Origin of the sequence: Roseateles hydrophilus (assembly GCF_026712245.1) — a bacterium.
Taxonomy (GTDB): domain Bacteria; phylum Pseudomonadota; class Gammaproteobacteria; order Burkholderiales; family Burkholderiaceae_C; genus Pelomonas; species Pelomonas hydrophilus.
Genome location: NZ_JAPPUY010000008.1, coordinates 1 through 13242 on the forward strand (window position 1 = coordinate 1; position 13242 = coordinate 13242).

Here is a 13242-nt window from a genome sequence, read left to right on the forward strand (position 1 = left end):
GGACAGTGAAACGAGTCAGCGCCGATGATAGTGCGGATTCCCGTGTGAAAGTAGGTCATCGTCAGGCTATTATTCAAAGCCAACCCCCATCAGTGAAAACTGGTGGGGGTTTTGCTTTTGGGGAACAAACGTAGCAAACTCAGCAGACGCAGCAAAGGGCTGTAAATGCCGAAGGGCTGACGGGCATGGGCGCGATGGATGCGCAAATGCCTGTGCGTTGCGCCTAGCCTCGCTGTTGCAGTGAATCCCGAACGAAACGCACCAGCGCGCGTGCAGTCTCTGAGCCGGCAGGGAGCGGTAGCGTCAGTGCTTGCACGGTGTGCAGCCCCATCAGCAATTGCCAGCCTGGTAACAGGTTCCGCAGCGCGGGCGTGCCGTGCGCTTCTGGCATGGCACCTCGCTCAAGTCCGAGGACGGGCTCCACTGCGAAGTCAGGCGCGACTACAACGCCAGCGCCATGCCGGGCAAGTGCGACCAGCCCGTCCAGATCGCTGCCCCAGGCCGCCGCTTGCAGGATGACGTGGTCGCGCCTGCCGTCGTGGTGTTGCCATTGGCTGGCAAACGGCTCCTCGCCCTGGCCAAGGAGCAGGATGGGGAGGTTCGCTAGGTCTAGCGGGCGCTGTAGTGCTGCTGTGCTGTTGGCGCCGTAGGCGCGAACCTCAAATTGCAGAACCGGCTGCGCGACCCAAGCATCCGGCGGTGTGCTGGTGAGGCGGAAAGCGATATCCACGCCCTCGCGCAGCAGGTCAACGCGGCGATCTGTGAAGAACAACTCGTATCGCACCGCCGGGTGCTGCGCCTGAAAGCGCGCCAGTAGAGGCGCGAGTACGTGCCGACCAAAGCTGGCTGTCGCGCTGATGCGCAACGTGCCGTCCAGCTGGTCGCGCGTGTGGCGCAACGCCAGCCGGGCGCTCTCTGCGGCGTCGCGAACGGCGCGCGCACGGGTGTGCAGCCTGCGTCCGGCCTCGGTCAGGCCCAGGCTGCGGGTGCTGCGAGCGAACAACGTCAGCCCGACCGCCGCCTCGATGGCCGCGATGCGGCGGCTGATGGCAGCGCGGGTCAGCCCGAGGTCGCGGGCGGCCTGCGCGAAGCTGCCGGCCTGTGCAATGCGGGCGAACAGCTCCAGCGCGTTGGCATCGAGCGCCTCCTCGGCGGCGGTCTGGCGGCGGCGTCCGATGCCGAGGGGTGGGCTGGGTTTTGTAGACATTTGATTGACGATCTGGCGAGCGGAGACGATCTACCGCCTCAAAAGTTGCCAATCTAGACTGCCTGCCCAGGTGCCGCAAGGGCACCGCATCGAGCTAGTTCCATGTCCACCTTGCCTCTGACGCCCACCGATGCCCGGTCGTCGCCCATCCCATACGGCGCTTCTTGCGACCGCGCCGAACCCCAAGCCGACGACGCGTGGGCGGCGCGCCAGATGTCCACGCAGTTGCGCTGCAGTGACGGGCGCTTGCTGGCGGCGCAGTGGTTCGAGCCGCCGTCGGCTGTGGGCGTCAAGGCGGTGGCTGTTATCGGCGCAGCAACGGCGGTGCCGGCCAGCTACTACCGGTATTTCGCCGACTGGCTGGCGCGCCGCGGCTATGCCGTGCTGAGTTTTGACTACCGAGGCATTGCCGCCTCGCGCGAAGCGCTGCAGCCGGGTGAGGACGTGCGGCTGCGCGACTGGGCGCGGCTGGACATGGCTGCCGCGCTGCATGCGGCGGACCGGCGTCGCCGCGAGGAGGCCAACCGCCAGCAGTGCGATGTGGGGCTGTTGTGGGTGGGACATTCGCTGGGCGGCAACGCCGTCGGGCTGGTACCGGGCTTCGCCGACAAGGTGGATGCCGTGCTGGGCGTGGCGGCGCAGGTGGCCTACCTGGGGCACTGGTCGGGCTTCGCGCGTGTGCAGGCCTGGGTGTTCTTCCACTGGATGCTGCCGGTGCTGGTGCGGCTGCTGGGCCATGCACCGGGCCGCTTGCTGGGCCCACGCGCGCAGGACCTGCCTGCTGGCGCCGCGCTGGAGTGGGCGGCCTGGGGCCGCACACCGGGCTTCCTGTTCGGTGACGAGACGCTGGCGCGCGAGCGGGCCTACGACCACTTCCCCGGCGCCGTGCATCTGTGGAGCATCACGGACGACCACCTCTTCGGCCCGGCCGCGGCGGTGGACGCGCTGGCCGCGCAGTTCAAGGCGGCGCGGGTGCAGCGGCATGTCGTCGCGCCGGCAGACCTAGGCGTGAGCAGAATCGAGCACTTCGGCCCGTTCCGCCGCGATCTCGGCGCGCAGTTGTGGCCCCGCTTGATGGCGCCCATCGAAGCCGCCACGCCGCGGCTGGCGGCGCGCTTGTCGGCGGGCTGAGCCGCGCGCAACACGTTCACGGCGGCGTCATGACGGGCCGGCAGCATGCCGGCCATGCCGACGCCGCAAGACCCTCACGACGCCGCTGACGCCGGCACCGAACGGCCCACGTTGTCGGTGCGCACCGTCTGGATTTCCGACCTGCACCTGGGCACGCCCGGTTGCCAGGCCAAGGCGCTGCTGGACTTCCTGCGCGACGTGGAGTGCGAGACGCTCTACCTCGTCGGTGACATCATCGATGGCTGGCAGCTGCGCCGCAGCTGGTACTGGCCGCAGGCGCACAACGACGTCGTGCAGAAGCTGCTGCGCAAGGCGCGCAAGGGCACGCGGGTGGTCTTCATCCCCGGCAACCACGACGAGTTCGCGCGCAAGTACGTGACGCACAACTTCGGCGGTGTGGACGTGCTGGATGAGGCCATGCACGTGACGGCCGACGGCAAGAAGCTGTGGATCACGCATGGCGACCTGTACGACGGCGTCATCCAGTGCGCGCGCTGGCTGGCCATCGCGGGCGATCTGGCCTACGAGTTCACGCTCAAGGTCAACCGTTGGTTCAACCGCATCCGCGCCAAGTGCGGCCTGCCGTACTGGAGCCTGTCGCGCTACCTGAAGCACAAGGTCAAGCGCGCGGTCAGCTACATCAACGAGTTCGAGAACGCCGTGGCCCGCGAGGCCAAGAAGCGCGGCGCGCATGGTGTGGTCTGCGGCCACATCCACCATGCGGAGATCCGCGAGATCGACGGCGTGCTGTACTGCAACGACGGTGACTGGGTGGAGAGCCTGACGGCGCTGGTCGAGCACTTCGACGGCCGGCTGGAGATCATCGACCGCGGCGACGAGGCGGCGCTGCCGGGCATGTTGCCCGCAGGCGGCAAGGCCAAGCCAGCGGTGTTGCCGGTGCCAGTCCCCGTGCCGGCCGCGGCCGCTGCGGCGGCCGAGCCGGAGTCGGCTCTCAGCTGAACTTCAGCAGCGCCTGGCCGGCGCGGATCTGTGCGCCGGTGGCAATGCCTTCGGCCAGCTCGAAACCCTTGGGCACGAAGACGATGATGGTGGAGCCGTGCTCGAACCAGCCCATCTCCTGGCCCTTCACATGCGGCGCCGCGCAGGGCATCTCGTGCGCGCCGCGGTGGCCGTGGTGCAGCAGCACGTTCAGCCAGTGCAGCCGGATGCTGGCCACCAGCACGGCAGCCACGGGCACCAGCGCGACCGGTTGCCCGCCAGCCAGCCGCATGCGCACCACGGCGCGCTCGTTGCGGCAGAACAGCCGCTCCACGCGCTTGAGCGCCACGGGGTTCACGTTCCAGGTGTCGCCGCTGAGGTAGGTCACGTGCTCCACGGTGCCGTCGGCGGGCGCGTGGAAGCGGTGGTACATCACCGACGTGAGCCGCAGCGTGATGAAGCGGCCGCCCTCGAAGGCGCTGGCGTCCTGCGTCGGGCCGAACAGCTCGGCCGTGGCGTACGGGAAGCCCTTGGCCTGGTAGACCTGCCCCTGCTGCACCGTGCCCATCGCGCCGACGATGGCGTCGCAGGGGCTGGCAAACACGTCGGGCCGGGCGTCGAACACGCGGGCGCCGTCCTTCAGCTCGCGCGTGAAGCAGTCCTTGATGGACGTGAAGTGCTGCCGCTTGGCCTCGCGCAGGTCGAGTGGTGTGAACAGCTGCCACACACGGATCGCCAGCCGCGTGAACAGCGGGCTCTCGATGTTGGCGATGCGGCCCATCAGCCGCGTCGCAGCGATGCGCGGGATGCGGTTGGTGAGCAGGAAGTTCAGGTCTTCCTGTGCGCCGAGGCGGGCCAGCCAGCCTCGGCTGTCCTTCACGCCGTCGTCCAGGGCCGGCGCTGCGTCTTGGCTCTTCATCGTCAGAACTTGTGGGAAAGCATCTCGCGGAACACGCCGCGGCGGATGGCCTTGCCCGTCAGTTCGGGCGCCGTCCACCACCAACCGTCGGCCCGCATCTCGTCGCAGGCGGCGACGAAGCGGTCCATGGCCTCGGCGAACTCGGCGTCGCCGTAGTTCAGGCTGAAGATCAGCCGGCCCGTGCCCACCCAGCTCAGCGCGAGGCCGTGCTTGCGCAGGTAGAACTGCAGCATCCAGTGATAGCGGCCCGGCTGGGTGTAGGTCACCGTCCAGATCGTCGACAGGTTGGCCATGCGCACGGGCGCGCCTGCAGCCTGCAGCCGCGCGTTGAACTGCGCACAGCGTGCATTCCAGCGCTCATCCAGGCCGTCATACAGCGCCTTCACCTCGGGGCGCTCGAGGCGCTTCAGGAAGGCCGCCATCGCGGCCACGACGTAGGGGTGCGCGTTGAAGGTGCCGCGCGCAAAACAGATGTCGGCGGGGCGGTCGTCGCGGTAGCGCTGCATCAGCGCGCGCGGGCCGCACACCACGCCCACGGGCAGGCCACCGCCCAGTGTCTTGCCGTAGGTGACGAGGTCGGCCTTCACGCCGAAGTACTGCTGCGCGCCGCCGGGCGCGAGGCGGAAGCCGACAAACACCTCGTCGAAGATCAGCACGATGCCGCGCGCCGTGCACACCTCGCGCAGGCGCTTCAGCCAGGCCGTGTACGCCTCGCGGTCGTAGGCCGCGCGCCGGCTGCCGTCGATGAGGCTGGAGTCGCCCGGCGCGTTGACGTTGGGGTGCAGCGCCTGCAGCGGGTTCACCAGCACGCAGGCGATGTCGCGCCGCGTGGCCAGCACCTTGAGAGACCGCTCGGCCATGTCCTGCAGCGTGAAGGTCTCGCGCGGCGGCAGCGGATTGCCGGGGCCGGGCTGCACGTCCTCCCACCAGCCGTGGTAAGCGCCGGCAAAGCGCACCAGGCGCTTCTTCTTCGTGTGATAACGCGCCAGCCGCACGGCCTGCATGACGGCCTCGGTGCCGCTCATGTGGAAGCTCACCTCGTCCTGGCCGGAGATGGCCTTCAGCCGGTCCAGCACATCCAGCACGCAGGGGTGATAGGCGCCCAGCACGGGGCCAAGCTCGCGTGCGGCGGCCACGGCCTCATCGATGCAGGCCTTGTACGCGTCATAGCCCAGCACGTTGACGCCGTAGGAGCCGGTCAGGTCCATCAGCCGGTTGCCGTCCAGGTCCTCGACGTGCACGCCGGAGCTGGCCTGCAGGAAGGCGCCCACCTTGAGGTGCTCGCGCAGCACCGGGCTGAACTGGAAGGGCACGCGGTAGCGGCCGGTGAACTTGAGGTCGGAGATCGCGTCGCGCGCCTGCTCGGTGGCCGCCAGCGTCTTCGCGAAGCGCGTGTCGAACTCGGCGCCCAGCCGCTGCAATGCAGCCTTGCGCTGCGCGGCGACGTCGGCGGGCGCGCCGTCCACGCCGAAGAACTGCGCCTCGTCGTAGGCATAGCCCGGCACCCAGCGCGCCAGCCGCTTGGCCATGCGCGAGTGGCCGGCCAGCGAGCGGTGCTTGGCGCGCGACAGCTCGATGCGCCGCTTGGCGGCTGGCAGCAGCGCCAGCGCGCCCAGGGCCAGCGCTGAGAGGGTGAGGGTTTCGTCCATGGATAGGTGCTCGCTGAGTTTCAACCGGGGGCCGAGCGCTGGGCCGCTCCCAAGCCGGCCCGCGGGCGATGTGCATGCGGCCCGATGCCGCATGCATCGCCGTCCCCTCGGGGGACCGACCAGGGTTGCCGGCGTTCAGCCGTGCAAGCCTGGGCGAGGGGCATGCACATGTTCCATGGGGTCGATCAACTGGCCGCGCAGCAGGTACAGCGGCGACTTCCAGTACAGCAGCACGTCGTGGAAGGGGTCGGTGATGATCTTGAAGCCCCAGGCCAGGCCCTGCATCAGGTTCTGCGTGATCCACAGCTGCACCACGCGGAACACCAGGCCCGTCACACCCAGGCAGAACCAGGCCATGCCCACGTCCTCGATGAAGCCGCGCGTGTCGGTGGCCGGTTCAATCAGCCCGCCCAGCGACGGGAACACCCATAGCACCGCGGGCAGCGCCACCCACACCGCCAGCAGGATGATCTTGCGGCGGATGTTGTAGCCCACCTTGATCTCTTCCTTGTGCTCGTCGGTGGCCTGGTTCACGTGGTCGTAGCCGCGCGGTTCGAAGAAGAAGTGGCCTGCCTGGCGCGTCGTCATCGACACGCACCAGGCCAGCAGCGCCGCCCAGGCCGGGTTCACGAACACCAGGCCGTAGGACACCAGGAAACTCAGCGCGCTGATCAGGTGCAGGCTCTGGTTGATGCGGCTGTGGTGGTAGTAGCGGTGGTCGTCCCAGCGCTGCGTCTTCAGGGTTTGGAAGAACTCGTTCACGTCGTCCCGTCCTCATGTTGGGGTGGAATGCGGGCCGGATGGTGGGGGGCGTGCGTGAAAACGCCGTGACGGCCCGGTTGTCATCGTGTTGTTGCACGCGGCGCTGACCATGCGCGCCATGAACACCCCCGACGCCGACGACATCCTGGTCGACGACCTGCCCGCGCCGCGCCACTCGCGCCGGCTCGCGGTGGTGACCGAGACCTACCCGCCTGAGGTCAACGGCGTCGCCATGTCGATGGCGCGCGTCGTCGATGGGCTCAACCGCCGCAACCATGATGTGCAGTTGATCCGGCCCCGCCAGCCGGCGCGCATGGACACCGCCGGCAGCGGTGTGCCCGCGATCGACGAGGTGCTCACCAAGGGCCTGCCCGTGCCGCTGTACCCCAACCTGCGCATGGGCGTGCCGAGCAAGCGCGCACTGGTGAAGCTGTGGTCGCTGAAGCGGCCCGATGTTGTGCACATCGCCACCGAGGGGCCGCTGGGCTGGTCGGCGCTGCAGGCGGCGCAGCACCTGTCGCTGCCGGTCACGTCGGACTACCGCACCAACTTCCACGCCTACGGCAAGCACTACCGCCTGGGCCTTTTCGCCAAGCCCATCATGGGCTATCTGCGCAAGTTCCATAACCGCTGCGATGCCACCATGGTGCCGACCGAGGCCATGCGCGCGCTGCTGACCGAACGCGGTTTTGAGCGGCTCACGGTGGTGGGCCGCGGCGTGGACACGCAGCGCTTCGACCCGGCGCGCCGCAGCGACGCGATGCGCGCCAGCTGGGGCGCCGGGCCCGACGACCTGGTGCTGGGCTACGTCGGCCGGCTGGCGCCCGAGAAGAATCTCGGCGTCGTCCTCGCCGCCTACGACGCCGTCAAGGCCCTGCAGCCGCGCGCGCGCCTCGTGTTCATTGGCGACGGCCCCATGCGCGCCGAACTGGCGGCCCGCGCGCCCGATGCCGTGTTTGCCGGCTCGCGCAGCGGCGACGACCTCGCCGCGCACTACGCCGGGCTGGACCTGTTCCTGTTCGCCAGCCTGACCGAGACCTTCGGCAACGTGACGACCGAGGCGATGGCCAGCGGCTGTGCTGTCGTTGCGTTCGAGAGTGCGGCGGCGGGTGAGCTGATCCGCAGCGGCGTCAACGGCTGGTTGGCCGGGCCGGGCCGCGAGGCCGATTTCGTCGCGGCCACACGCGTCGCGGCACTGGATGCAGATGCGCGGCGCGCGGCGGCCGACGCTGCGCGCGCCACGGCGCGGCGGCTGGATTGGGCCGACATCACGGCTCGCTTCGAGGGCGTGCTGGAGGCTGCCATCGCGCGCACCGAGCCCCGCGTCAGCCTGGGCCGCTTGCAGCCGGCGGGCTGAGCGCGTCGGGCCGGGCGCCTGCGAGTGCGCCGGCTCCCAGCAGTGCTCGTCCGATCAGGGCCTTGCGGAAGCGCCCAGGGGCGCCTCCCGGCTGGCGGGCGCTTCTCGGGAGTCCTCATGGCGCGCCAGCGCATACACGTGTTCCGTGCAGGGCTCGCCGCGGAACACGACCTGACGGCTCTCGACGAACGCGAAACCCAGGCGCTCGAGCAGCCGGATGCTTGGCAGATTCCGTGCATCGGTAATGCCGACAACGTGGGTGGCGCGGGTCGCCGAGAAGAGCAGTCGAAGCGCCTGGCGCACAGCGAGCGTGGCGAGGCCACGCCCCTGGGCGGCCGGCTGCAGCGTGAAGCCGACTTCGCCGGCGCAGCCGTCGTCCGACAGATACAGGCCGATGTCGCCGACCAGCGCATCCGTCTCCGGCTCGGCGATCCCGAGTTGCACCCAATGGCCCGGCGTGAAGAGCGGCGCACGATGCACGTCGGTAAGGAAGGCCAGGGCGTCGGCGTCGGACATCGGCGACCACCCCTGATAGCGCCCGAGTTCGGGCAGCGCGCGATAGGCCTGGAACGCGGCGAGATCCTCCGGCCGCATCCGCCGGAGTCGGCCGCCAGGGAACTCTTGGGGCAGCAGCACTGCTTGCATGACAGCCAGCCTGCGCCGCTCAGCGCGCGCCTTGTCGAAGTTGAAACACGTTGCCTTCCGGATCATGTCCATCAAGCACGGTGGCACCGTGAAACTGCCACGACTGCTCGATGGGATTCATCTGACCACCCAGCTGCGCAGCCTGAGCCGAGGCCGCTTCGATGCTGCGTACAAAGAAGACCAGCTTGATGGGTGTGTCGTCGCGACGGATGGGAGGCGCTTGAACCTGAATGCTTGCTGCGATGTGCGGCGGAACGGCGACCACGATCAACTGGAAGCCATGAGCCTGCATGGCCACGTGACCAGGTTCAGACTCGGTGATGGCCAGACCCGCGACGGCCGAATAGAACGCGCTGACCAAGCTGAGGTCTTTCGCGTAAAGAACGGCCGCAGCCATCGGGCTTTCTTGCATGAGGGTTCGATGTGGTCCGAGGCGCGCGACAGAGAACGTCAGGGGCGTCGCTGCCAAACATACGCGGCAGCATAGCCAGCCCCACCGAAGCCGAAGCACAAGACGCCGGGCCAGTCGCGCGCCAACGTCAGGGCGAAAGGCCGATGAAGCAGGCCCACGTAGATCCAGAGGCCGAGCGCCGTCGACAGCAGAGCCGCGATCAGAGAAATCGCGGTGGCGGCATGATCAGTCCCGAGTCGCTCCACAAGCCACGTCGCGGGAACCAGCGCAGCCAGCAGCAAGAGGCTGGCCACCAATGCCAAGCCGAGCAGCGCCAATTCTTCCGTGACGTAGGGCGATACCTGAGTTCCGAACTGCAGGCGAATGCTGAGCCACGAGCCGATCAACGTGCCGATGGCGACAGCGCCTAAGCGGCGGCGATCCTTGGTTGCGCGCATGTGACAGGCTTCAGAGTGCCCGCACTATGCCCGCATCACAGCCTCAACAGCGCCGCGCGCTCACAACAGGCGCGGTGATCGTTGCCGGCGCCGGGCGTCCAGGCGGATCAACACTGCGATCGCTCCGCCCACCAGCAGCCCCAGCCCGCTGAGCGTCGCCGCGATGGGCACGCCGGCCGCCTCGCAGCCGGCGTAGGCCGCCAGCATCACCAGCACGCTGAGGTTCTCGTTGAAGCCCTGCACGGCAATCGAGCGGCCGGCGCTCAGCAGCGTGGCGCCGCGGTGTTGCAGCAGCGCGTTCAGCGGCACCACCATCGCGCCGCCCACGGCGCCCACCAGGGCCAGCATCAGGGCCGCCGTGGCCACGTCGTCGATCTGCGCGACCACCGGCATCAACAGCCCCAGCGCCACGCCGGCCCACAGGCCGTGCCGGGCCTGATGCAGCGCCAGCCAGCGCCCGGCCGCCGCCGCACCGGCGATGACGCCCACGGCCACCGCCGCCTGCAGGTAGGCGGCCTGGCTCAGCGGCAGGCGCAGCGCCTCGCCGGCCCAGCGCAAGACGGCGAACTGCAGCGTGGCGCCCACGCCCCAGAACAGCGTCGTCGCGGCCAGCGACAGGCCGCCCTCGCGGTCGTGCCACAGCGTGCGATTCGCGGCGCGGAATTCGCGCAGCAGCGTGGCCGGGTCGTGCGCTGCGCTGCGCTGGCGGCGGCCGCTGTCCGGGATGCCGGCATTCAGCAGGCTGGACAGCGCGTAGATCGCCAGCAGTGCGGCCAGCGAGCCGGTCAGCTTGTCGGCAGGCAGTTGCAGCCCATCGCACAGCCGGGCAAGGTCTGACCCCAGCCACGCGGGGCTCACCAGCGCCCCGCCCAGCACCGCGCCCAGCAGCGCGGCCGACACCACGGTGATCTCGATCCAGCCATTGGCCTTCACCAGCGCCTCGGGCGCGGCGAGCTCGGTGATGAGGCCGTACTTGGCCGGCGCATAGGCCGCCGCGCCCAGGCCCACGACGGCCAGCGCCGCCACCGGGTGCAGGCCCAGCACCAGCAGCGCCAAGCCTGCCATCTTGACGAGGTTCATCGCCGCCATCACGCGGCCCTTGGCGAAGGCGTCGGCCAGCGGGCCCACCCATGGCGCCAGCACGACATAGGCCGCCATGAAGCCCACCTTCAGCAGCGGCGCCCACCAGGCCGCGAAGCCCTGCTCGATCAGCAGTGCAATGGCGACGATGAGCAGCGCGTTGTCGGCCAGCGCCGACGCGAACTGCGCGCCGATGACGAGGCCGAAGCCCTGGGGCAGCGCGGGCCGGGCACAGGCCCTGGGCGAGGTGGTGGCGGTGGTGGCAGGCACGTTCGGCGCACTGTCGCGGCGGCGCATGAACCCGCGATGAAAGCCGGTGACAAGGCCGTGACCGCCGGGTGGCTGGGGCCGGCGCAAGCCCCCCGAGCATCTGTGGAAATGCTGTATGCAATTACAGTTCCGGCATGCAAGTACAGGACAAGCTCGCCATCCTGGCCGACGCCGCCAAGTACGACGCCTCCTGCGCCAGCAGCGGCGGCGACCGCCGCGACTCGCGCGACGGCAAAGGCATCGGCTCCACCACCGGCAGCGGCATCTGCCACGCCTACGCGCCCGACGGCCGCTGCATCTCGCTGCTCAAGGTGCTGCTGACCAACTGGTGCGTCTACGACTGCCTTTACTGCATCAACCGCCAGAGCAGCGACGTGAAGCGCGCGCGCTTCAGCATCGACGAGGTGGTGCAGCTGACGCTGTCCTTCTACCGGCGCAACGTCATTGAGGGGCTGTTCCTGTCCAGCGGCATCATCCGCACGCCCGACTACACGATGGAGCAGGTCATCGAGGTCGCCCGCCGGCTGCGCGAGGACGAGCACTTCAAGGGCTACATCCACCTGAAGACCATCCCTGATGCATCGCCCGAGCTGGTGGAGCGCGCCGGCCGCTATGCCGACCGGCTGTCCATCAACGTCGAGCTGCCCAGCGCGCAGAGCCTGCAGCAGCTGGCGCCGGAGAAGAACGCCGCCGGCATCGAGCGCACGATGTCGCGCATCCACCTGCGGCTGCAGGCCGCGCGCGAGGCCAAACGCGAGGCTCAGGCCGTGCGCGCGCTGCCCGGCGCGGCGGCCCGCACGGCGCCGCCGCCGCGCTTTGCGCCGGCCGGGCAGAGCACGCAGCTCATCGTCGGCGCCGATGCGTCGGACGACCGCACCGTGCTGCAGCTGTCCAGCCGGCTCTACACGGGCCAGGGCCTGCGGCGCGTCTACTACTCGGCCTACAGCCCCATCCCGCATGCCAGCCGCGCGCTGCCGGCCCAGGCCGCGCCGCTGCTGCGCGAGCACCGGCTCTACCAGGCCGACTGGCTGCTGCGCTTCTACGGTTTCCGGGCCGACGAGATCGTCACCGAGGCCGGCTTCCTGTCGCTGCAGCACGACCCCAAGCTGGCCTGGGCGCTGGCCCACCCGGCGCAGTTCCCGCTGGACGTGGACCGCGCGCCGCGCGAGCAGCTGCTGCGCGTGCCGGGCCTGGGCGTGGGCTCGGTGGACAAGCTGCTGGCCGCCCGCCAGCACCGCCGGCTGCGCCGCGCCGACCTGCTGGCGCTGGGCCCGCTGGCGCGCAAGGCGCTGCCCTTCGTCGTTGCGGTGGACCACCGGCCCCAGCCCGCCGACCTGCAGGCCCTGCGCAGGCCGGCCGCCGTGCCGCAACAGGCGTCGCTGTTCTGATGGACGTGCCGCTGCGTCACCCCGCCGACTGGCCCGGCTTCGCCGCCCAGTTGCCCGCGCTGCTCGCCGGGGCCTCGGCCGGCTGGACGCATGACGTCGGCGCCCAGGCTGCGCTGTTCGGTGACGACGCCGTGCCGCCGCCCTCGCGCGCGCCCTGGCACCCGCCCGAGGGCTGGGACGCGCTGGGCCGCCTGGTGGCCATGCACGCCGACGACGACCGCTACGCCCGCCTGCTCGCGTTTGCGCGCCGCCTGCAGCAGCAGCCCGGCCTGTGGGACGACCGGCTGGACGCCGACCGGCGCCACCTGCAGTCGTTGGCCCGGCAGGTCAGCCGCGAGATCCACAAGACCCACGCCTTCGTGCGCTTTCGCGAGGTGGCCGACGACAGCGCGCCCGGCGGCTGCCGCCATGTGGCCTGGTTCGAGCCGGCCCACCACGTGCTGCGCGCCGCGGCGCCGTTCTTCGTGAAGCGGTTTGCGCAGCACGCCTGGGCCATCCTGACGCCGCGTGGCTGCCTGCACTGGGACGGCCAGCGCCTCAGCGGCGCCGGTCCCGCGCGCCGCGAGGACGCCCCGCCCGCCGATGCCGGCGAGGCGCTGTGGCTGACCTACTACCGCAGCATCTTCAACCCGGCGCGGCTCAAGCTGTCGATGATGAAGAAGGAGATGCCGGTGCGCTACTGGGCGCAGATGCCGGAGACGCAGCTCATCAGCGAGCTGGTCCGCGACGCCCCGCGGCGCGAGGGGCGCATGCGCGGCGTTTGACCGCTTCGGCAGAGGTCGGAGTTTTGGGCCGAGCGCCGGGCCGCCCCAAGCCGGCCCTCATGGTGATGTGCTTGCGGCTCGATGCCGCAAGCATCGCCGTCCCCACGGGGGACTGAGAGGCTGAGAGTCTTTCACCCATGCCCGCCTTGCACGCCAAAACGCCCTCGCCCGTTGTTGCAAATGCTCGCCATAGCCCGAGCTATGGCTGCGCTTTGCGCCTCGTTCGAGGGCGCTTTGACGCGCCTTTCTGGCACGGCCAAAAAACTCTCAACCTCTGACTGG

13 protein-coding genes are annotated in these 13242 nt (G+C 69.8%); 5 read left to right on the forward strand and 8 right to left on the reverse strand.

Features of this window, described 5'->3' with window-relative positions; all coding sequences use genetic code 11:
- Positions 1 to 223: 223 nt before the first annotated feature.
- Positions 224 to 1207, reverse strand: coding sequence for a LysR family transcriptional regulator (locus NYO99_RS21035; RefSeq protein WP_268169257.1), 984 nt, complete (start codon positions 1205 to 1207; stop codon positions 224 to 226).
- Positions 1208 to 1309: 102 nt separating this feature from the next.
- On the opposite strand from NYO99_RS21035, the gene NYO99_RS21040 reads away from it, so the two are divergent.
- Positions 1310 to 2338: an alpha/beta hydrolase family protein gene (locus tag NYO99_RS21040; RefSeq protein ID WP_268169258.1), complete on the forward strand. Its 1029-nt coding sequence runs from the start codon at positions 1310 to 1312 to the stop codon at positions 2336 to 2338.
- Between the two features lie 54 nt (positions 2339 to 2392).
- The gene (locus NYO99_RS21045) at positions 2393 to 3298 is read left to right on the forward strand and encodes a UDP-2,3-diacylglucosamine diphosphatase (RefSeq protein WP_268169259.1); all 906 of its coding nucleotides are present in this window, start codon (positions 2393 to 2395) and stop codon (positions 3296 to 3298) included.
- On the opposite strand, the gene asd is transcribed toward NYO99_RS21045, so the two are convergent.
- From asd to NYO99_RS21060, 3 genes are all read right to left on the reverse strand, one after another.
- Entirely contained in the window at positions 3291 to 4196 is a 906-nt protein-coding gene (gene asd, locus NYO99_RS21050; protein WP_268169260.1) for an archaetidylserine decarboxylase, read from the reverse strand. The genes NYO99_RS21045 and asd overlap by 8 nt on opposite strands.
- A gap of 2 nt (positions 4197 to 4198) precedes the next feature.
- On the reverse strand, positions 4199 to 5845 hold the full coding sequence (locus NYO99_RS21055) for an aminotransferase class III-fold pyridoxal phosphate-dependent enzyme (RefSeq protein ID WP_268169261.1): 1647 nt from the start codon (positions 5843 to 5845) through the stop codon (positions 4199 to 4201).
- A gap of 135 nt (positions 5846 to 5980) precedes the next feature.
- The gene (locus NYO99_RS21060; RefSeq protein WP_268169262.1) at positions 5981 to 6607 is read right to left on the reverse strand and encodes a hypothetical protein; all 627 of its coding nucleotides are present in this window, start codon (positions 6605 to 6607) and stop codon (positions 5981 to 5983) included.
- Between the two features lie 118 nt (positions 6608 to 6725).
- Here NYO99_RS21060 and NYO99_RS21065 point away from each other — a divergent pair, with 118 nt between their 5' ends.
- On the forward strand, positions 6726 to 7964 hold the full coding sequence (locus NYO99_RS21065; protein WP_268169263.1) for a glycosyltransferase family 4 protein: 1239 nt from the start codon (positions 6726 to 6728) through the stop codon (positions 7962 to 7964).
- A gap of 54 nt (positions 7965 to 8018) precedes the next feature.
- Here the strand turns inward: NYO99_RS21065 and NYO99_RS21070 are convergent, their stop codons facing one another.
- From NYO99_RS21070 to lplT, 4 genes are read right to left on the reverse strand one after another with little or no spacing between them, the layout of a single operon-like run.
- Positions 8019 to 8609, reverse strand: a complete 591-nt coding sequence (locus tag NYO99_RS21070; RefSeq protein ID WP_268169264.1) for a GNAT family N-acetyltransferase — start codon at positions 8607 to 8609, stop codon at positions 8019 to 8021.
- Positions 8610 to 8628: 19 nt separating this feature from the next.
- Positions 8629 to 9021, reverse strand: a complete 393-nt coding sequence (locus NYO99_RS21075) for a VOC family protein (protein ID WP_268169265.1) — start codon at positions 9019 to 9021, stop codon at positions 8629 to 8631.
- 38 nt (positions 9022 to 9059) lie between these two features.
- Positions 9060 to 9458 carry a hypothetical protein gene (locus NYO99_RS21080; protein WP_268169266.1) on the reverse strand — a complete coding sequence of 133 codons (399 nt, stop codon included), beginning with the start codon at positions 9456 to 9458 and terminating at the stop codon, positions 9060 to 9062.
- Between the two features lie 60 nt (positions 9459 to 9518).
- Entirely contained in the window at positions 9519 to 10808 is a 1290-nt protein-coding gene (gene lplT, locus NYO99_RS21085; RefSeq protein WP_268169267.1) for a lysophospholipid transporter LplT, read from the reverse strand.
- Between the two features lie 134 nt (positions 10809 to 10942).
- Here lplT and NYO99_RS21090 point away from each other — a divergent pair, with 134 nt between their 5' ends.
- Together NYO99_RS21090 and NYO99_RS21095 are read left to right on the forward strand one after the other, a co-directional pair.
- Positions 10943 to 12196 (forward strand): putative DNA modification/repair radical SAM protein, encoded by a 1254-nt coding sequence (locus NYO99_RS21090; protein WP_268169268.1) that lies wholly within the window; start codon positions 10943 to 10945, stop codon positions 12194 to 12196.
- Positions 12196 to 12960, forward strand: coding sequence for a TIGR03915 family putative DNA repair protein (locus NYO99_RS21095; protein ID WP_268169269.1), 765 nt, complete (start codon positions 12196 to 12198; stop codon positions 12958 to 12960). The genes NYO99_RS21090 and NYO99_RS21095 overlap by 1 nt, the downstream gene beginning before the upstream one ends.
- Positions 12961 to 13242: the final 282 nt, after the last annotated feature.